This window comes from Stagnihabitans tardus (assembly GCF_009925085.1).
Taxonomy (GTDB): Bacteria; Pseudomonadota; Alphaproteobacteria; order Rhodobacterales; family Rhodobacteraceae; genus Stagnihabitans; species Stagnihabitans tardus.
Genome location: NZ_JAABNR010000005.1, coordinates 39157 through 63732, shown reverse-complemented (window position 1 = coordinate 63732; position 24576 = coordinate 39157). Strand labels below are relative to the sequence as shown.

At 66.6% G+C, this 24576-nt stretch carries 21 protein-coding genes; 6 read left to right on the top strand and 15 right to left on the bottom strand.

The genetic code is table 11. The annotated features are described in order from the left end of the window. Positions 1-2: 2 nt before the first annotated feature. Positions 3-3452, bottom strand: a complete 3450-nt coding sequence (gene smc, locus GV832_RS06475) for a chromosome segregation protein SMC (protein ID WP_168774030.1) — start codon at positions 3450-3452, stop codon at positions 3-5. 96 nt (positions 3453-3548) lie between these two features. On the opposite strand from smc, the gene GV832_RS06470 reads away from it, so the two are divergent. Then, positions 3549-4004 carry a GNAT family N-acetyltransferase gene (locus tag GV832_RS06470; RefSeq protein ID WP_168774029.1) on the top strand — a complete coding sequence of 152 codons (456 nt, stop codon included), beginning with the start codon at positions 3549-3551 and terminating at the stop codon, positions 4002-4004. A gap of 54 nt (positions 4005-4058) precedes the next feature. Here GV832_RS06470 and GV832_RS06465 read toward each other — a convergent pair whose 3' ends face one another. Further along, positions 4059-4505, bottom strand: a complete 447-nt coding sequence (locus tag GV832_RS06465; RefSeq protein WP_354001932.1) for a DUF4864 domain-containing protein — start codon at positions 4503-4505, stop codon at positions 4059-4061. Between the two features lie 67 nt (positions 4506-4572). Further along, positions 4573-6153 (bottom strand): lysine--tRNA ligase, encoded by a 1581-nt coding sequence (locus GV832_RS06460; protein WP_168774028.1) that lies wholly within the window; start codon positions 6151-6153, stop codon positions 4573-4575. A gap of 99 nt (positions 6154-6252) precedes the next feature. On the opposite strand from GV832_RS06460, the gene GV832_RS06455 reads away from it, so the two are divergent. Then, positions 6253-6678, top strand: a complete 426-nt coding sequence (locus GV832_RS06455; protein WP_168774027.1) for a tellurite resistance TerB family protein — start codon at positions 6253-6255, stop codon at positions 6676-6678. Between the two features lie 67 nt (positions 6679-6745). Here the strand turns inward: GV832_RS06455 and dacB are convergent, their stop codons facing one another. Together dacB and GV832_RS06445 are read right to left on the bottom strand one after the other, a co-directional pair. Further along, a complete protein-coding gene (dacB, locus tag GV832_RS06450) occupies positions 6746-8134 on the bottom strand; it encodes a D-alanyl-D-alanine carboxypeptidase/D-alanyl-D-alanine endopeptidase (RefSeq protein WP_168774026.1) in 1389 nt (462 codons plus the stop codon). Continuing rightward, positions 8134-8730, bottom strand: coding sequence for a nicotinate-nucleotide adenylyltransferase (locus GV832_RS06445; RefSeq protein ID WP_168774025.1), 597 nt, complete (start codon positions 8728-8730; stop codon positions 8134-8136). The genes dacB and GV832_RS06445 overlap by 1 nt, the downstream gene beginning before the upstream one ends. Positions 8731-8817: 87 nt before the next feature. On the opposite strand from GV832_RS06445, the gene GV832_RS06440 reads away from it, so the two are divergent. Continuing rightward, a complete protein-coding gene (locus tag GV832_RS06440) occupies positions 8818-9270 on the top strand; it encodes a GNAT family N-acetyltransferase (RefSeq protein WP_168774024.1) in 453 nt (150 codons plus the stop codon). Here the strand turns inward: GV832_RS06440 and GV832_RS06435 are convergent. The 4 genes from GV832_RS06435 to GV832_RS06420 all read right to left on the bottom strand — a co-directional run bounded on the left by GV832_RS06435 (position 9267) and on the right by GV832_RS06420 (position 12865). After that, on the bottom strand, positions 9267-9872 hold the full coding sequence (locus tag GV832_RS06435; protein ID WP_168774023.1) for a nucleoside triphosphate hydrolase: 606 nt from the start codon (positions 9870-9872) through the stop codon (positions 9267-9269). The two genes, GV832_RS06440 and GV832_RS06435, sit on opposite strands and share 4 nt — an antisense overlap. Further along, entirely contained in the window at positions 9869-10615 is a 747-nt protein-coding gene (locus tag GV832_RS06430; RefSeq protein ID WP_168774215.1) for an ATP-binding cassette domain-containing protein, read from the bottom strand. Before GV832_RS06430 ends, GV832_RS06435 begins: the two co-directional genes overlap by 4 nt. A 29-nt stretch (positions 10616-10644) precedes the next feature. Next, positions 10645-11760, bottom strand: coding sequence for an ABC transporter permease (locus GV832_RS06425; protein WP_168774022.1), 1116 nt, complete (start codon positions 11758-11760; stop codon positions 10645-10647). A gap of 94 nt (positions 11761-11854) precedes the next feature. Further along, on the bottom strand, positions 11855-12865 hold the full coding sequence (locus tag GV832_RS06420; RefSeq protein ID WP_168774021.1) for a substrate-binding domain-containing protein: 1011 nt from the start codon (positions 12863-12865) through the stop codon (positions 11855-11857). 219 nt (positions 12866-13084) lie between these two features. On the opposite strand from GV832_RS06420, the gene GV832_RS06415 reads away from it, so the two are divergent. Then, positions 13085-13528: an RbsD/FucU family protein gene (locus tag GV832_RS06415; protein ID WP_168774020.1), complete on the top strand. Its 444-nt coding sequence runs from the start codon at positions 13085-13087 to the stop codon at positions 13526-13528. A 7-nt stretch (positions 13529-13535) separates the two neighbouring features. Beyond that, positions 13536-14747: an ROK family transcriptional regulator gene (locus tag GV832_RS06410; protein WP_168774019.1), complete on the top strand. Its 1212-nt coding sequence runs from the start codon at positions 13536-13538 to the stop codon at positions 14745-14747. A 129-nt stretch (positions 14748-14876) separates the two neighbouring features. Here GV832_RS06410 and GV832_RS06405 read toward each other — a convergent pair whose 3' ends face one another. From GV832_RS06405 to GV832_RS06380, 6 genes are all read right to left on the bottom strand, one after another. After that, positions 14877-15713 carry an alkaline phosphatase family protein gene (locus tag GV832_RS06405; RefSeq protein WP_168774018.1) on the bottom strand — a complete coding sequence of 279 codons (837 nt, stop codon included), beginning with the start codon at positions 15711-15713 and terminating at the stop codon, positions 14877-14879. A 106-nt stretch (positions 15714-15819) separates the two neighbouring features. Next, complete coding sequence (locus GV832_RS06400) at positions 15820-17451, bottom strand: ABC transporter ATP-binding protein (protein WP_168774017.1); 1632 nt, start codon at positions 17449-17451, stop codon at positions 15820-15822. Then, positions 17444-18259 (bottom strand): ABC transporter permease, encoded by an 816-nt coding sequence (locus tag GV832_RS06395; protein ID WP_168774016.1) that lies wholly within the window; start codon positions 18257-18259, stop codon positions 17444-17446. Before GV832_RS06395 ends, GV832_RS06400 begins: the two co-directional genes overlap by 8 nt. Next, positions 18256-19212: an ABC transporter permease gene (locus GV832_RS06390; protein WP_168774015.1), complete on the bottom strand. Its 957-nt coding sequence runs from the start codon at positions 19210-19212 to the stop codon at positions 18256-18258. Before GV832_RS06390 ends, GV832_RS06395 begins: the two co-directional genes overlap by 4 nt. Positions 19213-19216: 4 nt before the next feature. Then, positions 19217-20809, bottom strand: a complete 1593-nt coding sequence (locus GV832_RS06385; RefSeq protein ID WP_168774014.1) for an ABC transporter substrate-binding protein — start codon at positions 20807-20809, stop codon at positions 19217-19219. A gap of 85 nt (positions 20810-20894) precedes the next feature. Then, entirely contained in the window at positions 20895-22898 is a 2004-nt protein-coding gene (locus GV832_RS06380; protein WP_168774013.1) for a CocE/NonD family hydrolase, read from the bottom strand. 155 nt (positions 22899-23053) lie between these two features. On the opposite strand from GV832_RS06380, the gene betC reads away from it, so the two are divergent. Further along, positions 23054-24562 (top strand): choline-sulfatase, encoded by a 1509-nt coding sequence (gene betC / locus GV832_RS06375; protein WP_168774012.1) that lies wholly within the window; start codon positions 23054-23056, stop codon positions 24560-24562. Positions 24563-24576 lie beyond the last annotated feature (14 nt).

Here is a 24576-nt window from a genome sequence, read left to right as displayed (position 1 = left end):
CCTTACGCCACCAAGGCCTCCGCCCGCTTCAGATCGACCGAGACGAGCTGGCTGACCCCCTGCTCCGCCATGGTCACCCCGAAAAGCCGGTCCATCCGCGCCATGGTCACCGCATGGTGCGTGATGACCAGGAAGCGCGTCTCGGTCCGCCGCCGCATCTCGTCCATCAGGTCGCAGAAGCGGGTGACGTTGGCGTCATCGAGCGGCGCATCCACCTCGTCCAGCACGCAAATCGGCGCGGGATTGGCGAGGAAGACGCCGAAGATCAGCGCCAGCGCCGTCAGGGTCTGTTCGCCCCCCGACAAAAGGCTCAGCGTCGAGAGCCGCTTGCCCGGCGGCTGGCACATGATCTCCAGCCCCGCCTCGAGCGGATCCTCGCTTTCCACCAGCACAAGCCGCGCCTCGCCGCCCGAGAAAAGGTGCGTGAACAGCGTCCCGAAATTGGCATTCACCTGCTCGAAGGCGGTCAGAAGCCTCTCCCGCCCCTCGCGATTCAGGCCAGCGATCCCGGCGCGGAGCTTCTTGATCGCCTCCTCCAGGTCGACCTTCTCGGAGACCAGAGCGTCATATTCCCCCGAGACCGCCTTGGCATCCTCCTCGGCCCGCAGGTTCACCGCCCCCAGGGCCTCGCGCTGACGGCGGAGCCGCGCCACGTCAGTCTCCAGCTCCTCGACCGAGGGCATGCGGTCGGGGTCAAACCGCAGAGTGTCCAAAAGCTGCTCTGGCGTGCCCTCGGTCTCCTCGGCGATGCGTTCCGCCGCATAGGTGCTGGCCGCCTTGGAGGCCTCGACCCGCGCCTCGGCCCGGGCCCGCGCCTCCCGCGCCTCACCGGCCGCCCGTTCCGCCTCGCGCTCGGCCTCGAAGGCCGCCCGCAAAGCCGCTTCCGCCACCGACAAGGCATCCGAGGCCCTGGCCCGCCGCGCCTCGGCCTCCGCCATGGCATCGGCCAGCTCTTCGCGCTTGGCGGCGATCTCTTCGGGCACCTCCATGGCCTCGGCGAGCTCCTCCTCGGCCTCGGCCCGCCGCTCCGTCAGCTCGGCCATCCGGCGCCCCGCCGTCTCCAGCCGGTGCTTCCAGCCGGAAAGCTCCTTCTGCGCCTCCTGCCGCCGCTTGACCCGCGCCTCACCCTCGCGGCGGAGTTCATCCAGCGAGGCCCGCCGCGTCATCATCGCGATCCGCGCGCCCTCGACCGCCACCTTCATATCCTCGACCAGCGCCCGCGCCGCCCCAAGGTCGCCGAGCTCCCTCTGCGCGCTTTCCGCCTCCGCCAGCCGCAGCCCGGCCTGCAAGGCCTCTTCCTCATGCCGCGCCACCGCCAGCCGCGCCGTCTCTAGCCGCCCCTCGGCCATCGAGCGTTCACTGTCCGCCCTACTGGCCGCCCGGTTCGCCTCGGTCACCCGCGCATCCGCTGCCCGCCGCGCCTCGCGCGCCATCTGGTCGGCGCGGGTCAGATCGGCCAGCCGCTGCGCCAAGGCCTCATGCGCCCGGGCGGCACCATCGGCCTTGGCCTGAGCCTCCTCCAGGTCGCGCTTCAGCTGCACCAAGCGGTTGAGCTGCCGCAGCCGCGCCGCAGCCGCCGAGGGCGCATCCTCCGACCCGGCCCGGAACCCGTCCCAGCGCCAAAGGTCGCCCTCCATCGACACAAGCCGCTGCCCCGGCAAGAGTGACCCTTGCAGCCCCGGGCCCTCCGCAGCTTCACAAATCCCGATCTGCGACACGGCCCGCATCAAGGCCTCGGGCACGACCACATGCCCCGCGAGCGGCCTGACGCCCGCCGGAAGCCCCTGATCGACCTCCGCCAAAGCCACCCAGCCCGACCGCGCCTCCGAGCCCACTTCCGGCGCCCTGAGGTCATCGCCCAAGGCCGCGCCAAGGGCCGCCTCGAAGCCCGGTTCCACCTCGATCCGGTCGAGGATCGCGCCGCCCTCGCTTGTCTCCCGCTGCACCAGCCGCGCCAAGGCGCCCACTTCGGCCCGCAAGGCCGCAGCCTCGCCCTCGGCGCCGGAGCGCACCGCCCGCGCCTCGGCCTCGCGGGTCTGGGTCTCGGCCCGCGCCTCTTCGGCGGCGAGAAGCGTTTCCTCGGCCGCCTCGGCCAGGTCGACGGCCTCTGACACCGCCTCGGCCAGGGCCTCCGCCGCCTCTCCGGCGGTTTCCAGCGCCTCTGAGGCCGCCGCCACCGCATCCCTGGCCCGCAGGGCCTCGGCCTCGGCCCGTTCCACACCACGGCGGCTGTCGGCGATCAGCCGCTCGGCCGACTGGTGCCGCGCGCCCAGCCGCGCGGCATCCTCGGTGGCCGCGGTCTGCTCGGCCTCGCGCGCGGCCAGTTCCGCCGCCGCCGCCCGGGCGAGGTCGCCCGCCTCGGCCAGCCGCTCCTCCTGGCCTTCCGAGGCGCGCATCAGCTGCTCGACCTCCCAGTCCAGCCGCTCGATCATCTCGCCCGCGTCGCGGTTGAGCCCCTGTTCCCGCTCCGCATCGCGGCCCATCTGGAGGATGCGGGCTTTCAGCGCCTCGATCGCCGCCAAGGCGCGGCTCTCCTCGTTGCCCAAGGCGTCGCGTTGCAGGGTCAGGCGTTGCAGGATGGCCGAGGCCACCGCCTCTTCCTCGCGCTTGGGCGGCAGGGCATCCTCGGCGGCCTCGCGGGCCTTGGAGGCCCCCCGTGCCGCCACCTCGGCCTGCCCCGCCAGGACCAGCCGCTGACGCAGGGCGCTTTCGGCTTCCGCCCGGGTGATCTCGGCCTCGCGCCAACGGCGGTAGAGAAGCATCCCCTCGGCCCGCCGCAGCTCGGTGCCGATCTCGCGATAGCGCGCCGCCTGTTTGGCCTGCCGCGTCAGGGTCGAAAGCTGCTGCGCCAGCCCCTCCAGCACGTCATCGACCCGCAGAAGGTTCGCTTCCGCCGCCGAAAGCCTGAGCTCGGCCTCGTGCCGGCGCGCATAGAGGCCAGAGATCCCCGCAGCCTCCTCCAGGATCACCCGCCGGGCGCGCGGCTTGGCGTTGATCAGCTCGGAGATCTGCCCCTGCCGCACCAGCGCCGGGCTATGTGCCCCGGTCGAGGCATCGGCAAAGAGCATCTGCACATCCCGCGCGCGGACATCCTTGCCATTGGCCTTGTAGGCCGAGCCCGCATCCCGCGTGATCCGCCTTATGACCTCGATCGTGTCATTGTCGTTGAACCCCGCAGGGGCCAGCCGGTCGGAATTGTCCAGGATCAAGGAGACCTCGGCAAAGTGCCGCGCCGAACGGCTGCCAGAGCCGTTGAATATCACATCCTCCATTCCCGAACCGCGCATGGCCGAAGGACGAGTCTCCCCCATGACCCAGCGGAGCGCCTCCAAGAGGTTCGACTTGCCGCAGCCATTGGGGCCGACGACACCGGTCAGCCCCTCCAGGATCATCAGATCCGTGGGATCGACGAAGGATTTGAACCCATTCAGGCGGAGGCGGTTCATGCGCATCCCGCCATTGTGCCGCCATGGGCCTGTGAGTCAACGCCCGCCCGGGTTTATCCCCAACATCTTGCGGCAAAGCCCCCTTTGCCCCACAATCAAAGGATGACCCCGACCCTCGCGACCGATTTCCACGCCGTCCACGCCCTGATCCTGCGCGCCTTCGCCGGGATGGAGGGGCGCATCGACCCGCCCTCCTCGGCCCGGGACCTGACGCCGGAGAGCCTTGCCGCGACCAGGGGAGAGGTCTGGACCCTGCCATCGAGAGGGCTTCTCTTGGCCTGCGTGATCCTGACGCCTTTTCCCGACCACCTTTACATCGGCAAGCTGGCCGTGGACCCCGCGCACCAGCGCCAGGGCCTCGCCCGCGCGCTGATTTCCCATGCCGAGACCCGGGCCAGGGCCCTTGGCCTGCCCGAACTCCGCCTGCAAACCCGCGTTGAACTGACCGAAAACCACGCCACCTTTCGCGCCCTCGGCTTCACCGAGACCGCCCGCACGGCGCACAAGGGCTACGACCGCCCCACCTCGATCACCTTCTCCAAATTCATCTTTTCATAAATATCCCACGGGGGTGCGGGGGTGTGAAACCCCCGCTCCGACCGCTCCACAGGCTCAGGCGCCGAGGTCCTGCATCGGCAGAAGCTGCACCGCATCGATGAGCCAGCCCTTGGGCCCCGGCACCATGCGGTAATCCAGGTACCAGCCCCGCCCGCCCGAATCCGCGACCCGGACGCGCTGCCAAAGCGCCCCCGCCACGGTGCGCAGCTCCATCATCTGCACCGCGCCGGGCTTCCAGACCATGGGATAGCCCTCGCGGACCATCTTGCCGAAGTTCTCCGGCGTGCCGAAGATCCCCTGGATCGTCGGAGAGGCGAAGGTGAAGGCCGTCACCACATCCTCGGCGCGGAAGGCCTCCATCTGGCCATTGATGGTTTCGGCGATCTCGGCCTCCTGGGCGAAGGCAGGAGCGGCCAGGACGGCCAAGGCAAATACGGCATAGCGCATCATCACCTCCATGTTGGTGAGGATGATACGCGAAAAAGGGCCGCGTGGTTTCACGCGGCCCGGATTTTTCTTTGGCAAGGCGACCTTCACGAATTTTCTGCGAAGATTCTGGCGCCAGGCGTCAGGCGGCAAGCTCTCCGCCGAGCGCCCGGTCGATCAGCGCCACGGTTTCCGCCACGCCGTAAAGCGCGATGAAGCCCCCGAAGCGCGGGCCTTCCGAGGCGCCCATCAGCACCTCGTAAAGCGCCTTGAACCAGTCGCGGAGCGGCTCGAACGCGTGTTCCTTGCCGACGGCGTAGCAGATGTTCTGCAAAGCCTCGTCATCCGCCGCGCCGTCATAGGCCAACAGCCGACCCCGCAGGTCGAGGATCGCGGCGCGCTCCTTGTCCGAGGGCAGGCGATAGACGCGGCTTGGTGCGATCTTGTCGTTGAAATAGGCGAGGGCATGGCCCGCCGCCGCATCGAGGTCCGGGTTGCCCTCGGGGCTGGCATCGGGGGCGTATTTCTTGATGAAGCCCCAAAGCCCCGCCGCATCCTTGGCCCCCGCCACCGAGGCGAGGTTCAAGAGCATCCCGAAGGAGACCACCATCTTGCTTTCAGGCACCTTGCCGGAATGGATATGCCAAACCGGGTTGTTGACCTGTGCGTCGATATCCTGGGTCGGATAGGCCTTCAGCTGCTGGTGGTATTCATCCACCGCCTTGGGGATCACATCCCACCAGAGCCGCTTCGCCGTCTTGGGCTTTTGATACATGAAATAGGACAGCGACTCGGTCGCCGCATAGGCCAGCCATTCGTCGATCGTCAGCCCATTGCCCTTGGATTTCGAGATCTTCTGACCTTCGAAGTCCAAAAACAGTTCATAGCTGAAGTGGTTGGGCTTGCGCCCCCCCAGGACCTCGCAGATCCCGTCATAGATCGGCGTGTTGGTGGAGTGGTCCTTGCCATACATCTCGAAATCGACGCCAAGCGCGGCCCAGCGGGCTCCGAAATCGGGCTTCCATTGCAGCTTCACATTGCCGCCCGTCACCGGAAGCGTCCATTCGCGGCCATCCTCGTCGTCGAAGGTGATCGTGGCCTCCTTGGCGTTGACCTCCTTCATCGGCACATAAAGCACGCGGCCGGTTTCGGGATGGATCGGCAGGAAGCAGGAATAGGTCTGCTGACGCTCCTCGCGGAGGCTTGCCAGCATGATCGCCATGATCGCGTCATAGCGCTCGCAGGCCAGCCGCAGCGTGTCGTCAAAGGCCCCGGACTTGTAGAACTCGGTCGCCGAATAGAACTCGTATTCGAAGCCGAAGGTATCGAGGAACCGCCGCAGCATGGCGTTGTTATGGCCGCCAAAGCTGTCATACAGCCCGAATGGATCGGGGACCGAGGTCAGCGGCTTCTGGATATTGGCCTTCAGAAGCTCTTGCTGCGGCACGTTCTCCGGCACTTTCCGCATCCCGTCCAGGTCGTCCGAGAAGCAGATCAGCCGCGTCGGGATATCGGAGATCACCTCGAAGGCGCGGCGGATCATCGTCGTGCGCGCCACCTCGCCAAAGGTGCCGATATGGGGCAAACCGCTCGGCCCATAGCCCGTTTCGAAAAGCACGTAGCCCTTCTTCGCCGCCCCGGCCTCTGCCCGTTTCAGCAAAGCCCGCGCCTCTTCAAAGGGCCAGGCTTTCGACTTCATCGCAGCATCGCGCAAGGCGGTCATCGCAGTCTCCTATGGGCGGCCCCGTGCCGCCGCTTGGTTCGTCTATTGAAGGGGGCGCAGCGCGTCAATATTGTAAGGGAAATGACCCAAGGAACCGCAATGTCCGACCCCATGCTCGCCTCTCTCTCGCCGCAAGACGCGCTGATCGCCGTCATGATCGCGGTTTCCGCCTCGGATGAGCAGATGCGCACCTCCGAACTGGTGGCGATCCAGAAGATCGTCGGCCATCTGCCGGTCTTTGCCGATTACGACGGCGACCGGATCCGGGTCATCGCCCAGACGGTCTTTGACCTCTTCGAGGAAGAGGACGGGCTGGCCGCGCTCTTCGGCCTGATCCGCGACGGGCTGCCGGAGAAGCTGTTCGAGACGGCCTATGCCCTGGCTTGCGATGTGGCCTCGGCGGATGGCGCGGTGCGCGAGGCAGAGCTGCACATGCTGGAAGAGGTCCGCGAGGAGCTGTCCATCGACCGGCTCCATGCGGCGGCCATCGAATGGGGCGCGCGGGTGCGACACCTGCGCCCGTGACGGTGCGAAGGATGGTGCGCTGAAGCGCACCCTACCCCGCTTGCGTAGGGTGCGCTTCAGCGCACCGTTACACCTCTGCCCACCGCGCGATGAGCTGGCTCTGCAGCTCCCGCGCGCGGCCGAGCCAGGACTTGACCCCGGGCGGGCCTTCGCGCTCGGCCAGGGGGACGGCCTCGCGCCTTGCCACATCGGCCGAGAAGATCGCGAAACACAGGTCGCCCTGCGGCCTTTCGATGAAGCCCGCGAGGCCCGAGACGAAGTTCAGCGTCCCCGACTTCGCCACGCAGCGCACCGGCCCGCCCTTGACCTTCTTGCCATCCGGGCCCAGCACGCCCTGTTCCTTCAAGAGCCCGCGCAGCCCCGGCTGGCGCCGCTCTCCGGCCATCAGCGCCTGGACCATGCCCTCGGCGGTGACCCGGCTGGCCGCCCCAAGGCCGGAGTGATCGACGAAGCGCCCCCGGAAGCCCAGGGCGGATTTCGCCCAGTCGCTCATCGCCCCGGCAGAGCCCCGCAGGTCGCCCGCCCCCGAGGCCGCAAGCCCCATGGTCTCCGCCGTCACATTGGTCGAAAACCGCAGCATATCGCGCAGGATATCCGGCAGGGGGTCACTGGAGCGCTCGGCCAGGACCGAGGCCTGGGGCAGGGCCGCGATCCGCTCGGGCGGGGGCAGGTCGATGCCCTGGGCGGCGCAAAGGCGGGCAAAAACCTCGGCGGCATGGTCGGCCGGGCGGCGCACCGGCAGCCAGCGGCTGCCCGCCTTCTTCAGCGCGGGCTTGGCCACTGTCCAGGTCTCGGCCCCCTTGTCGGCATAGGTGAACAGCGGGCTCTCACGGTCGGCCAGTTTGACCTTGATGCCCGAGACCTCGGGGATATAGCGCTCGCCCCGCGCCAGCATCTGCGGGTTGGCGCCCCCCTTGCCCCATTCAAAGCTCACGCGGTTGAAGTTCAGCCCCAGGGCCGAGATCCCCGCGTTGTAACCCACATGGTCGGGCTGGTCGTCGGTGATCCGCGCAAGCTCCGGCAGGGCTGCGGCATGGACGAGGAACCGGCCCTCGACCCTTTTGACCCGCTTGGCCAAAGCGGCAACCAGGTCGCCCAGGCTGTCCGTGTCCAAAGTCGGATCGGCCCCGCCCAGAAGGATCAGGTCGCCCTTCAGCCGCCCCTCGACCAGGGGCCCCGTGCCCAGGACCTGGGTGGCAAAGCGGCGCGCGCCCAGGTGCTCCAGCGCGAAAAGCGTGGTGATCGCCTTGGCGACGCTGGCGGGGGGCACGTCTGCCCCCGGGTTCAGGCTTTCCACCACCCGGCCCGAGCCCACATCGGCCACCAGGATCGAACTCGTCCCCTTCAGGTTGGCGGCCGCCACAAGGTCCTTGATCCCCGGGGCGGATTTCGCCAGGGCAGGGGCCGCCAGCGCCGCCCCCATTCCGGCCAGAAGAACGCGTCTCGTCAGGTCCATCAGCTTTCTCCTCGCCAGTCGCCCCGCGCCCTTATGGCGGTCGAAGAGGCGGCGTTCAGCGGCATGTTGATGAAGCACCAGGCCGGGGGCTGGCGCAACAGGGCTTCGGGGCGGGTTTGCGCCCGGGCATAGGCGCGGGCCGTGACCGAGAGCCGCGCCGAAAGGCCCGAACCCGGGCGTGCCATGACGGCCACCGGCACGCGGGCCAGGATCTCGCGCCAACGGCTCCAGCGGTGGAACTGCACCAGGTTGTCGGCCCCCATGATCCAGACGAAGGTCACCTGCGGGTAAAGCGCCTGGAGCTTGCGGATCGTGTCCACCGTGGCCCGGGTGCCGAGGCGGCTTTCCAGGTCGGTGATGGTGACACGGGGGTCCTCCATCAGCGCGCGTGCCCGGGCCAGGCGGTCCTCCATGGGCGCAGGCGCGCGGGATTTCAGCGGGTTGCCGGGCGAGACCAGCCACCAGACGCGGTCGAGGCCGATGCGCCGCAGGGCCTCGCGCGTGATCTGCACATGGCCGTCATGGGCCGGGTCAAAGGACCCGCCCAGAAGACCCACGACCATGCCGCGGTAAGCTGCCGGAAAGCCCTGGTGCATTTCCCCCCCGTTTTCCCCTGTTTCACGGGGGGAAAGGGGCGGAGTCAAGTGCTTGACCCTGACACCCATGCGTTTAGGGTCGCGGCCATGCTGATCCGCCTCACCTCCCCCGACGATCCCGCGCTTTGGGCCTGCATCGCGGCCTATTCCCGTTTCCTTGAAGGCGCCGTGCCGGAAGAGGGGCCGAACCCGATCCCCCTGCCGATGCCCGATGCCACCGACTTCCACGGCCCGCGCGGCGCTTGCTTGTTGGCCGAGGAGGGGCGGCCCTTGGGCTGCGTGCTTCTGCGGCCGCTGGACGCGGGAACGGCCGAGGTGAAGCGGCTTTACGTCATGGATGAGGCGCGGGGCATGGGCCTGGCCCGCCGCTTGATGACGGCGGCCGAGGATCACGCGCGGGCGATGGGATACACGGCCTTGAAGCTCGACACCCACCGCAACCTCACGCCGGCGATTGCGCTTTATCAGGCTCTGGGTTGGGCGGAGATCGCCCCCTATACCGGGGCGCCCGCCACGCATTGGTTCGGGAAGTCGCTTTAGCGCCAGACGATCCGGTGATCCGCTTCGCGCGAGCCATGGATCACGCGGCGGATGTTCGGCATGTCGTTGCCGTCGATCCAGGCCCGGGCTTCCTCGGGCGTCTTACCGTAGAAATCCCAGCGCGCCAGCAAGCGGCGATCAAGCTCCGCCTCGGGCACCTCGATCATCACGGTCATGTCAAAGCGCAGCTCGGTCCAGGGCGCCTCGTTCAAGAGGAGGTAATTGCCCTCGGTGACCAGGATGCGATGATCCCGCGTCACGATATCGGCCGATCCGCGCGACAGCTCCAGAGAGCGGTCGAAAACCGGGATGGCGACCTCGTCTTCCTCGCGGAGGCGCGAGAGCAGATGCCGATAGCCCGCCACGTCAAAGGTCTCGGGCGCGCCCTTGCGGTTGCGCTGGCCGCGCGCGATCAGGATGGCGTCGTCATAGTGAAAGCCGTCCATCGGCACGACCCGCGACGAGGGGCCAAGCAGACCCACCAGCGTCTCGGCCAGGGTCGATTTCCCGGCCCCCGGAGGGCCTGCGAGGGCCGCGATGAAGCGGCCCCCTTTCGCGCTGGCTTTTGCAAGGATCAGCTCTGCCAGCGCTTGCGGTGTCATGCGGCCTCGTTCACGTCATCGGGGAGTTTCGCCCCGGTCATATAGGCCACCGCATCCGACATCGAGTGCTTTTTCGGGTCGATGACGCAGAGCCTGCGGCCCAGGCGATGCACATGGACGCGGTCGCAGACCTCGAAGACATGCGGCATGTTGTGGCTGATCAGGATGATCGGGATGCCGCGCTTGCGCACGTCCTGGATCAGCTCCAGCACGCGACGGCTTTCCTTGACGCCCAGGGCCGCCGTCGGTTCGTCGAGGATCACGACCTTGGACCCGAAAGCCGCCGCCCGTGCCACCGCGACGCCCTGACGCTGACCGCCCGAGAGCGTCTCGACCGCCTGGTCAATGTTCTGGATGGTCATCAGACCCAGTTCCGACAGCTTTTCCCGGGCGAAGGCGTTCATCCGCGCCCGGTCCGTCATGCGGAACACGCTGCCCAGGATGCCGGGCTTGCGCCACTCACGACCCAGGAACATGTTGTCGGCAATCGACAGCGCGGGCGACATGGCGAGCGTCTGGTAAACCGTCTCGATCCCCGCGCTCCGCGCCTCTTCCGGGCCGCGGAAGTGGACTTCGCGGCCTTCCAGCTCGATCGTGCCATGGTCGGGGGTGACGGCGCCCGAGAGCGCCTTGATGAGGGTGGATTTCCCCGCCCCGTTGTCGCCGATCACGCCCAGGATCTCGCCGGGGTAAAGGTCGAAATCGCAGCCGTTCATGGCGACAACCGTGCCATAGCGCTTCATCAGGCCACGGGCTTTGATGATGGGTTGGGTCACTTCGAAGCCCTCCGCATATATTGATCCAAAGCCACGGCGACGATGACAAGGCAGCCCGCCGCAAAGGTTTGCCAGTAGTCGTCCACCCGCACCGCGACCGAAAGGCCCGTGGTGAAGAGCTGCACGATGATGGCGCCGAGGACCGCTCCGACGACCGAGCCGCGGCCGCCGAAGAGCGAGGTCCCGCCGATCACCACGGCGGTGATCGAGGCCAGGTTGATGTCGCCGAAAGCGATGGGCGAGACCGAACCGACGCGGCCGATGGCGACCCAGGCGGTCAGGCCGCAGATGGCGCCGGCAGCGGTGTAGACCGAGATCAGCACGCGGTCGACCTTGATGCCCGAGAGCATCGCCGCATCGGGATCATCGCCGATGGCATGGACATGGCGGCCCCAGGCGGTGCGGTTCAGCGCGAACCAGACCACGGCGGCCAAAAGGAACAGGCCGATCATGCCGAAGGTCACGGTAAAGCTGCCGAACTTGAAACCCTGGCCGAAGAACAGAAGAAGCGGCGACTTGGCCTCGATATCGACGTTGCGCACCGATTCCGAGTGGGAATAGGCCAGCTTCAGCGCGCGGAAGATCGACAGCGTCCCCAGCGTCACGATGAAGGGCGGCAGCTTGATCTTGGTGATGAGTATCCCGTTCAAGAGCCCCATCAAGGCTCCGATGCCGATGCCCGCCGCAATTGCCAAGGGCGCAGGCCAGCCCGCGATCTCGGGCTCGCCGGGATTGACGCCCAGGTTCGCCATGATCAGGGCCGACATGATCAGGATCTCGCCCACCGAAAGCTCGATGCCGGCGGTCAGGATGACCAGGGTCTGCGCCAGGGCGATGAAGCCCACGACCGTCATCTGCTGCAGGATGGTCGACAGGACGGTGCCGCGGAAGAAGTTGCCATGGTCCATGGCAAAGGCCACGAGGCCAAAGGCCAGGTAGGAAACGATCAGAACGGCCGCCGGGATCAGCGTCGGATTGCGCCGCAGCACCCCTTTGATCACGTTGAAGGTCGAAGCGTCATCGGCCTCGAACTGGGCGACGGTCTTGTCGGCCTCGGCCAGCTTGGCCTCGAAATCGGAAATCGTCTTGGTCGGTGTCTCTGGACTGCTCATCGCTCGGATGCCCCCCCTCCGGTATGAAGAAGGGCGAGAGTAACCTCGCCCTTCCGTTAATCAAGTCAGAGAGCCTGACTTACTGAACCCAGGCTTAGCCCCAGCAGAGCTCGGTGCCCTTGGTGGTGTCGATCGAGGGCACGCCATCGACCGGCTTGTCGGTCACCAGGTTCACGCCGGTGTTGTAGAAGGACAGGCCTTCGGTCACGGCGGGCTTGGTGCCGTCCTTGGCGAAGGCCACGATGGCCTCGATGCCCTTGGACGCCATCAGGAGCGGGTATTGCTGCGAGGTCGCGCCGATCCGGCCGTCCTTGACCGCAGCCACGCCCGGGCAACCGCCGTCGACCGAAACGATCAGCGCCTGGCCTTCTTTGCCAGCGGCCTTCAGGGCCTGGTAGGCGCCTTCGGCGGCCGGCTCGTTGATCGTGTAGACCACGTTGATGTCCGGGTCCTTGGCGAGCAGGGTTTCCATGGCCTTCTGGCCGCCTTCGGGGTTGGCGCCCGAGGATTCGTGGCCGATCACGCGGGGATCGGTTTCCGAACCCATGACGGTCAGGTCCGGAACTTCGATGCCGAAGCCCACCAGGAACCCGGTGTCACGGGCGACGTCGACCGAGATGTTGTCCTTGTTGATGTCCAGCATCGCGATCTTGGCGGAGGCCGCCTTGTCGCCCAGCTGGGCAGCAGCCCACTTGCCGATCAGGAGGCCGGCTTCGAAGTTGTCGGTCGCGAAGGTGATGTCCTGCGCGTCCTTGTCGGCGAGCGGGGTGTCCAGGGCGATGACCAGGATGCCAGCTTCGCGGGCAGCCTTCAGGGCCGGGCCGACCGAGTCGTTCGAGGGCGTGATCAGGATACCCTTGGCGCCAGCGGTGACGCAGTTCTCGATGGCGGTGATCTGCGGGGCGGCGTCGCCGTCCACTTCACCTGCATAGGCCTGGAAGTCCAGGCCAGCTTCGGCGGCGGCCTTCTCGGCGCCTTCCTTCATCTTCACGAAGAAGGGGTTGGTGTTGTTCTTGGTGATCAGGCAAGCCAGGTCGGCAGCCGAGGCAGAGCCAGCGACCAGGGCAAGCGCAGCAGCGCCCAGAAGAGCGGCTTTGAACGTCATGGATATTCCTCCCAAGGAATGTGGACTTTTCATCCGGTTCATCCCGGGGCGATCTCCCTCTCCCCGGCGATGGCGGCAGAAAAGCCGATTCCCAAAGCCTCGTCAAGATAAATAAATCAGTGTGATTTATTATTGACAGTCGGGCCCCGCCGCCGCAGTCTGCGGCCTGAATTGCCCGCTTGGAGGAGAGGGCAAGACATTCGCAACCTGGGGACCTCGATGCTGATCGGTATTCCGCCCATCTTGGGGCCTGACCTTCTTTTCACGCTGCGGTCGATGGGCCATGGCGACGAAATCGCGCTGGTGGATGCGAATTACCCGGCGCAGGAACATGCCCGCCGCCTGGTGCGCGCCGATGGTCATGGCTCGATGGCGCTGGTCCGGGCGATCCTGGCGGTGATGCCCCTGGACCGCTCCGTCCCCCATGCGGTGATGCGCGCGAGCCTGAACAACGACCCCGCGCAGACGGGCGATTTCCACCGCGATTTCGACGCGGCGATTTCCGAGCTTGCCCCGAATTTCACCGTCCTGCCCTTGAAAGGGGCAGATCTCTACCCCCGGATCCGCGCGGCCCATACAATCGTCGCCACCACGGAATCCGCCTTGTTTGCCAATGTGATCCTGCGAAAAGGCGTCATCGACGCGAATGGGAGACCGGCCTGAGGCGGCCATGCAACACATCACCGAGCCCACAGACCGATCAGAGGCGCCGCGCGGGACGAACCAGTCCGGGATGCGCGCCTATAACGAACGTCTGGTGCTCTCCCTGGTCCGCCAGCACGGCGCCTTGGCGAAATCCGACATCGCGCGGATGACGGGCCTGTCGGCGCAAACCGTCAGCGTGATCATGCGCGCGCTCGAACAGGACGGGCTTCTCATGCGCGGCGAGCCGGTGCGCGGTCGCATCGGTCAGCCCTCGGTGCCCATGTCGCTGGACGCCGACGGGGCCTTCTTCCTGGGGCTGAAGATCGGGCGGCGGTCGGCCGACCTGGTGCTGGTCGATTTCCAGGGCGTGGTGCGCGGCACCCACCGCCGCATCTACCGTTACCCCACGCCGCAAGCCGTGGTGGGCTTCGTCGCGGGCGCGCTGCCCGGACTTCTGTCGGTTCTTGCCCCAGACCTGCGCGGGCGTGTGGCCGGGCTTGGCGTGGCGATGCCCTTCCAGCTTTGGTCCTGGGTCGAGGCGCTTGGTGCGCCGCAGGACGAGATGGACGCCTGGCGCGACGTGGACATGCGTGCAGCCCTGGCCGAGGTCACCGGTCTGCCGGTCTATGTCCAGAATGACGCGACCTCGGCCTGTGGGGCGGAGCTGGTCTTCGGCACCAAGGAGCGTCCCAAGGATTTCCTGTATTTCTACTTCGGCACCTTCATCGGCGGCGGGCTGGTTCTGAACGGCCAGCTGCACCTGGGCCGCACCGGCAATGCGGCGGGGGTGGGCCCCATGCCCGTGCAGGGCCCCGATGGCCGGATGCGCCGGCTCTTCGACAGCGCCTCGCTTTCGGTCCTGGCCGAGATGATGGAGGCGGCCGGCGAAAGCTCGGACCACATCTGGGAGCAGCCCGACACCTGGCAGGTCTCGGACGCGGTGCTGGACCGCTGGATCGCCCTGGCGGCCGAGGGCCTGGCGGGCGCGATCCTTTCGGCCACGACGCTGCTGGAGCTTGATTCGGTGCTGATCGACGGCTGGATGCCGCCCTGGGTGCGCGCCCGGATGGTGCAGGCCACGCAAGAGGCCTTCCTGCGGCAAGACCTCTCGGGCATCGCGCCCCCCTTGCTGCGCGAAGGCACGCTGGGCGCACAGGCGCGGTCTTTGGGCGCAGCCGCCATCCCGCTCAGCCAGCGCTACCTGATCGACCAGAACGCCGCAGCGCGCGAGGCGTGACGGCAGCCCCCTTCTCCCCGCCGCCCCGGGCTTGAGCCCCGTGGCCTCGACGGAAAGGGTGCGACCTGGGGGTCGAGGCCCCGGGTCAAGCCCGGGGCGGCTCAGAGAAAACGGCCAGTTCGCCCCCGTTCACCCCGCGGTCAGAAACGGCACTGCCTTCATCGTTTCGGGCACCGCCACCCCCAGCCGCGTCAGGATCGTCGGCGCAAGGGCCAACTGGTCCAGAAGCACATCCTTGCCCGGCCCCTCGCCCGCGCCGAAGTAATAGAGCGCGAAATCCCGCTGCTCTTCCGTCGTCCCGCCATGATGGCCCCGCGCGTCCTGGCCGTGGTCGGCGGTCACGATGACCTCATAGCCCGCCGCCCGCCAGCGCGGGATGAAATTGGCCAGGGCCTCGTCCATCCGGTAACAGCCGTCATCCATCTCTTCGCAGTCATGGAAGAACCGGTGCCCCAGGCTGTCCAGGGTGCAAGTATGCAGGATGCCGTAGTCGATCCCCTTGCGCTCGCACAGCATCGTCAGCGTCGCAAACAGGTCCACATCGGCAGGGGTCATCTGGTTATACGAACTGTCGCCGGTCATCGTGTGGAACCGCCCATGGGTGATCGGCCCGCCCGGCTCGTCATATTCGATATCGCCCACCACATCGAAAGGCGCCCGGTTGAAGAACTCCGACCAGAAGGAATGCGTCACCGCCCCGGTCTTCAGCCCCGCCTTCACTGCCTCGGAGAAGATATCCGGAAACTCCAGCCTCCGCCGCGTCGCATTGCCCCAGATCCCATGGACCTGGGGCGCCAGCCCGGTGTGAATGGAGGCATAGCAAGTCCCCGAGGTCGAAGGCAAAACCGACCGCATCCGCCAGACCCGCGCCTCGCCATGGGCCACCCAGCCCTCCAGATTGCCGAAAAGCCGCCGCCAATTCCGCCACGGCACCCCATCCAGCAAGATCAACAGCACCTTCGCCATAGCGCCCTCTTTCGCTTTCATCTTTTCCCAAATATCCACGGGGTTTCCAAAGGGGAGCGTGCTCCCCTTTGGGCAGGGGGTCCGGGGGACGGCAGTCCCCCCGGCGCTAGTTCCCCGCGCTTTCCATCCTGCGGCGCCCCAGCACCTCTTCCAGCCAGCCCAGCCGCATCTCGGGCACCGAGCTCAGCAAAAGGTCGGTGTAATCGTCAAAGGGCGGGCTCAGCACATCGGACTTCTGGCCATAGCGCACAACCTCGCCGCGATACATCACTGCGATCTTGTCGGCGATGGCGCGCACGGTGGCCAGGTCATGCGTGATGAAGAGATAGGCCACCCCCTCCCGCGCCTGAAGCTCCAGCAGCAGCTTCAGGATGCCATCGGCCACCAGGGGATCAAGCGCCGAGGTGACCTCGTCGCAGATGATCAGCTTGGGCTTGGCGGCAAGGGCGCGGGCGATGCAGACGCGCTGCTTCTGGCCGCCCGAAAGCTCGGCCGGATAGCGCTCGGCAAAGCCCTTGCCCATCTCGATCTGGTCCAGCAGCTCGGCCACCCGTTTCGCCTTTTCCGCGCCCTTCAGGCCGAAATAGAACTCCAGGGGCCGACCGATGATCGTGCCGACGGTCTGGCGCGGGTTCATCGCGGTGTCGGCCATCTGGTAGATCATCTGCAACTCGCGCAGGTCGTCGCGCGACCGCCCGGCCAGGTCCGGCGACAAGCACCGCCCGGCAAAGGTGATCGCCCCCTGGCCCGCAGGCAAAAGCCCGGTGATCGCCCGCGCCAGGGTCGATTTCCCCGACCCCGATTCGCCCACCACCGCCAGGGTCTGCCCCGGCGCCACGGCGACCGAGACCCGCTTGAGCACATCGAAATTGGTGCCCTTGTAGCGCGCCGTCACCGCATCCACCGTCAGGATCGGCGCCGCATCGGGCTTTTCGACATGGGCAATCTCGCGCACCGAGACCAGGGCCTGGGTATAGGCCTGCCCGGGGCGGTTGATGATCTGATCGGTCGGCCCATATTCCACCGTCTTGCCATGGCGCAACACCATGATGTCATCGGCGACCTGGGCCACCACGGCCAGGTCATGGGTGATGTAGATGGCTGCCACGCCCTGATCGTGAATGGCCTCCTTGATCGCGGCCAGGACCTCGATCTGCGTCGTCACGTCCAGGGCCGTCGTGGGCTCGTCGAAGATCACGAGGTCAGGCTTGGGGCACAGGGCCATCGCGGTCATCGCCCGCTGCAACTGCCCGCCCGAGACCTGGTGCGGGTAACGGTTGCCGAAACCCTCGGGGTTGGGCAGGCCGAGCTTGCGGAAAAGCTCCACCGCCCGCGCCTCGGCGGCGGGGCGGGTCATGATCTTGTGCAGCAGGCAGGTCTCGATCACCTGCTCCATCAGCTTTTTCGCCGGGTTGAAGGCGGCGGCGGCGGATTGGGCGACATAGGTCACCTCGCGCCCGCGCAGCTCGCGCAGCGTCACAGCCCCGGCGCCCCGGATGTTGCGCCCGTTCAAGCGGACTTCTCCGCCGGTCAGCCGCACCCCGCCGCGCCCATAGGCCATGGCGGCGAGGCCGATCGTCGACTTCCCTGCCCCGGATTCGCCGATCAGGCCCAGGACCCGCCCCTTCTCCAAGGACACCGAGACCCCGTCGACCAAGGTCACGGTCCGAGGCTTTTCGCCCGGAGGATATGAGGTCGCCTCGATCACCAAGTCCTTGATGCTCAGCAGGTCAGCCATTGCGGCCTCCTTTCAGGGAGGAGGTGCGCGACAAGATCCAGTCGGCAACGGTATTGACCGCGATGGCGAGGACCGCGATGGCCGCCGCCGGCACCATGGCAGCGGATTTGCCGTAGATCAGGCCCTCCTTGTTTTCCCGCACCATGCCGCCCCAATCCGTATCGGGCGGCTGGATGCCCAGGCCCAGGAAAGACAGGGTCGAGATGAAAAGCACGGCAAAGATGAAACGCATGCCGAATTCTGCCACCAGGGGCGACATGGCATTGGGCAGGATCTCGCGGAAGATGATCCAGCTTTGCCCCTCACCGCGCAGCTTGGCGGCCTCGACATAGTCCATGACCGCGATATCGGCGGCCACGGCGCGGGACAGGCGGAAGACGCGGGTGGAATCCAGCACGCCCATGACCAGGATCAGTGTCGGCAGCGTCAAGGGCAGGACCGAGAGGACGACCAGCGCCACGATCAGCGAGGGCACCGCCATCATCACATCGACGATCCGCGACAGGGTGGTATCGACCCAACCGCCCCGCACCGCCGCCAGGAAGCCAAAGAAGGCCCCCATCGAAAAGGCCAGCGCCGAAGAGGCCGCCGCGACGAAGATCGTCACCTGCCCGCCGTACAAGAGCCGCGAGAGGATATCTCGGCCGATCTGGTCCGTGCCCAGCCAGAAGGTGGCCGATGGGTTCTCCCAGACCTTGCCCACGGTCTCGTTCAGCCCGTAGGGCGCGACCCACTGCGCCAGCACCGAGGACAGGAGCATGAGCCCCATGACGGCAAGACCCAGCAAGGCCGAAAAGGGTATTCTCATTTCGGATGCCTCAAGCGCGGGTTGGCCACGATGCCCACGACATCGGCAAAGATGTTCAGCCCGATATAGACGGCGGCAAAGATCAGACCCACGGCCTGCACCACCGGCAGGTCGCGCTTGGTCACGTGATCGACCAGGTATTGGCCAAGGGCGTTATAGGAAAACACCACCTCGACCACGACGACGCCCACGACCAGGTAAGCCAGGTTGATGACGACGACCGAGACGATGGGAGCGACCGCATTGGGCAAAGCATGGCGCCAGATGACCTGCATGGGCGACAGGCCCTTTAGCTCGGCGGTCTCGATGTAAGGCGACTGCATGACGTTCAGGATCGCCGCCCGCGTCATCCGCATCATATGGGCGAGCACCACCATGACCAGCACGATGACCGGCAGGGCCACGGCGTGCAGGCGCTCCAGGAAGCCCATGCCCGGAAAGACCATCGAGACCGGTTGCAGCACCGGAAAGACCTGGGTCAGCAGGTAGATCACGAAATAGGCCGCGACGAACTCGGGCAAGGAGATCGCGGCCAGCGTCACACCGGAGATCAGCTTGTCCGGCCAGCGCCCATTGTGGCGCGCGGCCAGAAGCCCCAGCCCGATGGCAAAGGGCACCGCGATGACCCCGGCGCAGGCGGCCAGAAACAGCGTATTGCCCAAGCGCTGGCCAATCGCCTGGGCGATGTCGATCTTGTTGGTCAGCGCCACGCCGAAATCCCCGGTCAGCGCATGGCCAAGCCAGGTGAAATAGCGGCTGATCGCGGGCTCGTTCAGCCCCAGGCTCTCACGCATGTTGGCGAGCGTCTCGGGCGTCGCGCCCTGGCCCAGGATGGCCTGGGCGGTATCCCCCGGCAGGGCCTCGACGCCGAGAAAGATCAGCACCGAGACCGCCAGAAGCAGGATGAGGCCCAGCGCAATGCGCTGGACCACGAGGGTTATGAGCGGGTGCATGACCTTAGGCGTTCAGCCAGCACTTCACCAAGGCCTTGCCGTCCATCAGCGTGCCGGCCGGGTTGGCCTGCCAGCCACCGACCTCGGCGCGACGGCCTTCCACCCAGTCGTTGAACATCGGGCAGATCAACCCGCCGGTGTCACGCAGGATATTGGCCATTTCCGAATACTGCGCCTTGCGCTTGACCGGATCGAGCTCGCCCCGTGCCGCCACCAGAAGCGCGTCGAAATTGGCATCGACGAACTTGGTGTCGTTCCAGTCGGCGGTGGACAGATAGGCCGTCGAATACATCTGGTCCTGCACCGGACGCCCGCCCCAATAGGAGGCGCAGAAGGGCGCGACGTTCCAGACGTTCGACCAATAGCCGTCATCGGGCTCCAGCTTGATGGTCAGCGGAATCCCCGCCTCGTTGGCCGAGGCCACGAAGAGGTTCGCCGCATCCACCGCGCCCGGGAAGGCGGCAGGCGCCACCTGCAGCACGATGGGCGAGCCGTCGTGACCGGAGGCCTTGTAGTGCTCCGCCGCCTTGGCCGCGTCGAATTCGCGCTGGGGGATCGTCTCGTCGAACAGCGGATAGGCGGCGTTGATCGGGAAGTCATTGCCCATCGAGCCCATGCCGCCCAGGATCTTCTCGACCATCTCGGCCCGCTTGACCGAAAGCTTCAAGGCCATGCGCAGGTCGTTGTTGTCGAAGGGCGCCTTGTCGCAATGCATGATGAAGACATAGTGGCCCGGGCCCGCCGCGCGCTCGATCACGACGCCTTCGGCGCTTGCCAGCATCTCGGCGATCTTGGGGTCGACGCGGGTCATCATGTGGATCTGACCGGCAGTGATCGCTGCCGTCCGCGCGGTGTTGTCGTTGATCGAGAGGACCTCGACGACATCGGCGAAGCCACGGGTCTTGTCCCAGTAGTTCGGGTTCTTCTCCATGACGCAGCGCACGCCAGGCTCGAACTCCTTGACCATATAGGCGCCGCAGCCGATGCCCGCTGCCGGATTGTCCACACCGCCGCCGGGCTGGATGATCAGGTGGTAATCGGCCATCAGGAAGGGCAGGTCGGCATTGGCCGCCGCGAGCTTCAGGGTCACCGTATCGCCCTCGGCGGTCATCTCGGCGATGCCCTTGACCAGGCCTTGGGCGCCCGACTGCGCCTTGTCATCGGTGTGACGCTTCAAGGTCGCCACCACGTCCTCGGCCGTCACCGGCGCGCCATTGTGGAAGGTGACGCCCTGGCGGATCTTGAACTTCCACTCGGTCGCATCGGCGTTCGAGGTCACTTCTTCGGCCACGCGCATGGAGAGAACCCCACCCGGCTCCAGCTCGACCAGGGTCTCGCCCCAGGTCATGTTGATCATGAAGGGCACATCCGAGGCCGCCAGCGCCGGATCGAGCGAATCGGTCGATTGCCCGCCCTGGACGCCCGCACGCAAGGTGCCGCCCATCACCGGCGCGCCTTCCGCATGGGCCACGATGCCGAACATCGTGCTGGCCGTGGTGGCCGAAAGGCCAAGCGCCCCCATCCGGCCCACGAAGGCGCGGCGGTTGATCTTGCCGCTGGCTGCCAGCCGCACGAGGTCTTTCATTTGTTCCGACATTCTCTTCTCCCTGTTGTCCCGTCTGTTGCGGGTTGTCCTTTGAAGCCATCAAAGCGCGAAACCGCGCCAAAACAAAGCGTATTTTTCAGACGAAGCGGCGCTCGACCGTATCATCCCAGTCGCGGCGGAAGACCTCGACCGCGCCCTCATGGGCCACGAGCCGCGCCCGCATCCGCAGATGGGTCGCGGTCGCGGTCATCTCGGCCCAGGCCTCGGTCCTGACCTGCCAATCGCCACGGGAAAGCCGCTGCTCCCAGGTATGGGTCGCCACGGCGGAAAGGGGACCCTCACCGATCTCCCAGCGCTCGGTCATGGTCTCGCCGGTGCAAAGCCCATGGGCCAGGTTCTTCACATCGCCCAGGTCATCCACGACGACCATGGCGCGGGAGCCGGTGATCAGGTCGCGCTCGACCTTGCGGGTGGTCTTTGCGGGCCGCAGAACCTCATGCGCCCAAGGCTTGGCATGTTGCGCGGGCGGAGGCTCCCAAGCCCCGCCGCCCTGATGTACGGGCAGGTCCAAGGACCCGGCCTCAACCGTCAGCCGCCCCGCCTCGGGCGAGGGCCAGACAAAGGGCCAATAGGCATTCGACAGGGCGAGCCGCAGATGGTGCCCCTTGGCCACCCGGTAGGCCATCTGGTCCAGGTCAAAGGCCAGGTCATAGGCCTGCCCCGGGACCAGCCGAGACGGCTCCTCCATGGAGTCGCGATGACAGAGGTTCAGCATCCCATGCGCGATCCGCACGGAACTCCCATCCGGCGCCACGTCACAAAGCCGCGCCACGACAAAGCCCAGGGGCTTGTCCGAGGACAGCCGCAACGACAGCCGCGCCGCCCCCATCAGGGCCAGGGGCTCCCCCAGCACCGAACCGTCAAAGCACAAAGAGAAGGCGTCATCCGCCGCCTGGTCCCCCGGCATCTCGGCATTCAGCCCCATGGGGAAGAACTCCCCGGCATCCATCCCCAGGTGCTGCGGCGAAGCGATCACCCCCAGGCTTTCATCTTTTCCCAAATATCCCGCGGGGGGTCCGGGGGGCGCGAAGCCCCCCGGGGTCAGCCGCAAGACCTGCCGCGAAACGCCCTCATCAAGCCCCCCCGCCACCCAGCGCCCAGCCCGCGCCTTCGCACTGGCATCCGGCGCCTCGGACTCCATCATCCAGACGCGGTAAGCCGGGTCCGCATCGGCCCCATTGTCGACGCCCTTCAACCAGCGATCCCACCAGCGCAGGGCCTCATCCAGGAACCCGACCTTCGGCCCCGGCACCGCCGTATGCGGATATTGATGCACCCAAGGTCCAACGATCCCCTTGGCCCCCGGCACATTGCCCACGATCTTCGCGACCGTGTTCATGTAATTGTCCGCCCAGCCGCCCCAGACCTGGATCGGCACGATATTCTGCGCCCAATCCTCGCCGATGGAGCCATGTTTCCAGTAGTCCGACTTCTCCTGAAACTCCGCCCAGCGCGGCGCAAGCCAGGGCTCCGCCTCCAGCCGCGCCAACCACATTTCGCGCCAATCCGGGCGCAACAGCGGGTCCGGCGGGCGAGACGAATAGGACAGCATCACCGCGCCCCAGCCGAAATTCTCGCCCAGAAGACAGCCGCCCTTGTAGTGGATGTCATCCGCAAACCGATCCGAGGTCGAGCAGACCGAGACCACCGCCTTCAAGGCCGGGGGCTGCAAAAACGCCGTCTGAAGGCAGTTGAACCCGCCCCAGGACTTCCCCATCATCCCCACCGCGCCACTGCACCAGGGCTGAGCCGCCAGCCACTCGATCACCTCGCAGGCATCGGCCAGCTCCTGGATCGTGTACTCGTCGGTCATCAACCCTTCCGAGTCGCCATTCCCCCGCATGTCGACCCGCACCGCCGCATAGCCATGGCCCGCGAAATAGGGATGCATCATCTCATCGCGCGGCAAAGTGCCGTCGCGCTTGCGATAGGGGATGTATTCCAGCACCGCCGGAACCGGGTTCATCCCGGCATCCCTGGGCATCCAGACCCGGGCCGAGAGCCTGACCCCGTCGCTCATCACGATCCCCATGTCTTCGGTTTCGACGACCTCGAAGGGGAATGCGCTGCGCACTGTCATGCTTGTCTCCGTTTGCGCCATCAGGCACCGGGAAAACCCCTGCGCCCCGCCCAGTTGCGCCGCTTTTCGGGGCAGAAGCGACACGGGCCAAAATCGCCCCTTGCCAGCCGCGCCCGGCGAAGTTTAGCCATTTCCAACCCCGCAGGGAGAAGAATATGACCAAGCGCCCGAATATCCTGATCGTCATGGTGGACCAGCTGACCGGGACCCTGTTCCCCGATGGTCCGGCGGACTTCCTGCATGTGCCGAACCTGCGGGCCCTGGCCGAGAATTCGGTGCGGTTCCAGAACGCCTATACGCCCTCGCCGCTTTGCGCCCCCGCCCGTGCCGCCTTCATGTCGGGCGCATTGCCCCGCCGCACGCGGGTCTATGACAATGCGGCCGAGTTCGCCTCGGACATCCCGACCTATGCCCACCACCTGCGCCGCGCGGGCTATCAGACGGCGCTGTCGGGCAAGATGCATTTCGTGGGCCCCGACCAGATGCATGGCTTCGAGGAGCGTCTGACCACCGATATCTACCCCGCCGATTTCGGTTGGACCCCCGACTACCGCAAACCCGGTGAGCGGATCGATTGGTGGTATCACAACCTCGGCTCAGTGACGGGCGCGGGCGTGGCCGAGATCACCAACCAGCTGGAATATGACGACGACGTCTGCCACCAGGCGGTGCAGAAGATCTATGACCTGTCCCGAGGCCTCGACCCCCGCCCCTGGTGCCTGACGGCCTCGTTTACGCATCCCCACGACCCCTTCGTGGCCCGCCGCAAGTTCTGGGACCTTTACGAGGGCATCCCGGAGCTCGAGCCGCCTTCGTCGCTGGCTTACGAGGACATGGACCCCCATTCCCAGCGCCTGATGGATGCCTGCGATTGGCGCGGCCTGGAGGTCACCGCCGAACACATCCGCCGCGCCCGCCAAGGCTATTTCGCCAATATCTCTTACGTCGACAGCAAGATCGGCGAGATCTTCGAGGCGATGCGCGCCTCCCGCCAGGAGGCCATCGTCGTCTTCGTTTCCGACCATGGCGAGATGCTGGGCCGCAAGGGGCTCTGGTTCAAGATGAACTTCTTCGACGGCGCCGCCCGCGTGCCCCTGATGATCTCGGCCGAGGGCCTGACCCCGGGCCTCGTGGAAACCCCCGTCTCCACCATCGACCTGACGCCGACGCTCTGCGATTTGGCGGGGATCTCGATGGACGAGGTCATGCCCTGGACCGATGGCGAGAGCCTGGTCCCCCTGGCGCAGGGCACCCCGCGCCTGACCCCGGTGGCCATGGAATATGCAGCCGAGGGCACGATCACGCCCATGGTCTGCCTGCGCCAGGGCGCCTGGAAATACATCCGCTGCAAAGCCGATCCGGATATGCTCTTCGACCTGAACGCCGACCCGGAGGAAGAGGTCAACCTGGCCACCGATCCCCGCGCCGCCGAGGTTCTCGCGCATTTCCAGGTCATGGCCGAGGAACGCTGGGACCTCGATGCCTATGACGCCGAGGTCCGCCAAAGCCAGGCCCGCCGCTGGGTCGTCTATGAGGCCCTGCGCAACGGCAATTACTACCCCTGGGACTACCAGCCGCTGAAACTCGCCTCGGAACGCTATATGCGCAACCACATGGACCTGAACGTGCTTGAGGAAAACAAGCGCTTCCCACGCGGGGAATAGGCAGACCCGGGGTT

Excerpts from the sequence above, each read along its gene's own strand:
- GV832_RS06395 (WP_168774016.1), bottom strand. The coding sequence starts at position 18,259 with ATGAGAATACCCTTTTCGGCCTTGCTGGGTCTTGCCGTCATGGGGCTC.
- GV832_RS06435 (WP_168774023.1), bottom strand. The coding sequence starts at position 9,872 with ATGACACCGCAAGCGCTGGCAGAGCTGATCCTTGCAAAAGCCAGCGCG.
- GV832_RS06420 (WP_168774021.1), bottom strand. The coding sequence starts at position 12,865 with ATGACGTTCAAAGCCGCTCTTCTGGGCGCTGCTGCGCTTGCCCTGGTC.
- GV832_RS06405 (WP_168774018.1), bottom strand. The coding sequence starts at position 15,713 with ATGGCGAAGGTGCTGTTGATCTTGCTGGATGGGGTGCCGTGGCGGAAT.
- GV832_RS06460 (WP_168774028.1), bottom strand. The coding sequence starts at position 6,153 with ATGACCGCCTTGCGCGATGCTGCGATGAAGTCGAAAGCCTGGCCCTTT.
- GV832_RS06425 (WP_168774022.1), bottom strand. The coding sequence starts at position 11,760 with ATGAGCAGTCCAGAGACACCGACCAAGACGATTTCCGATTTCGAGGCC.
- GV832_RS06400 (WP_168774017.1), bottom strand. The coding sequence starts at position 17,451 with ATGGCTGACCTGCTGAGCATCAAGGACTTGGTGATCGAGGCGACCTCA.
- GV832_RS06455 (WP_168774027.1), top strand. The coding sequence starts at position 6,253 with ATGTCCGACCCCATGCTCGCCTCTCTCTCGCCGCAAGACGCGCTGATC.
- GV832_RS06470 (WP_168774029.1), top strand. The coding sequence starts at position 3,549 with ATGACCCCGACCCTCGCGACCGATTTCCACGCCGTCCACGCCCTGATC.
- GV832_RS06390 (WP_168774015.1), bottom strand. The coding sequence starts at position 19,212 with ATGCACCCGCTCATAACCCTCGTGGTCCAGCGCATTGCGCTGGGCCTC.
- GV832_RS06440 (WP_168774024.1), top strand. The coding sequence starts at position 8,818 with ATGCTGATCCGCCTCACCTCCCCCGACGATCCCGCGCTTTGGGCCTGC.
- dacB (WP_168774026.1), bottom strand. The coding sequence starts at position 8,134 with ATGGACCTGACGAGACGCGTTCTTCTGGCCGGAATGGGGGCGGCGCTG.
- smc (WP_168774030.1), bottom strand. The coding sequence starts at position 3,452 with ATGCGCATGAACCGCCTCCGCCTGAATGGGTTCAAATCCTTCGTCGAT.
- betC (WP_168774012.1), top strand. The coding sequence starts at position 23,054 with ATGACCAAGCGCCCGAATATCCTGATCGTCATGGTGGACCAGCTGACC.
- GV832_RS06385 (WP_168774014.1), bottom strand. The coding sequence starts at position 20,809 with ATGTCGGAACAAATGAAAGACCTCGTGCGGCTGGCAGCCAGCGGCAAG.
- GV832_RS06380 (WP_168774013.1), bottom strand. The coding sequence starts at position 22,898 with ATGACAGTGCGCAGCGCATTCCCCTTCGAGGTCGTCGAAACCGAAGAC.
- GV832_RS06445 (WP_168774025.1), bottom strand. The coding sequence starts at position 8,730 with ATGCACCAGGGCTTTCCGGCAGCTTACCGCGGCATGGTCGTGGGTCTT.
- GV832_RS06415 (WP_168774020.1), top strand. The coding sequence starts at position 13,085 with ATGCTGATCGGTATTCCGCCCATCTTGGGGCCTGACCTTCTTTTCACG.
- GV832_RS06430 (WP_168774215.1), bottom strand. The coding sequence starts at position 10,615 with ATGAAGCGCTATGGCACGGTTGTCGCCATGAACGGCTGCGATTTCGAC.
- GV832_RS06410 (WP_168774019.1), top strand. The coding sequence starts at position 13,536 with ATGCAACACATCACCGAGCCCACAGACCGATCAGAGGCGCCGCGCGGG.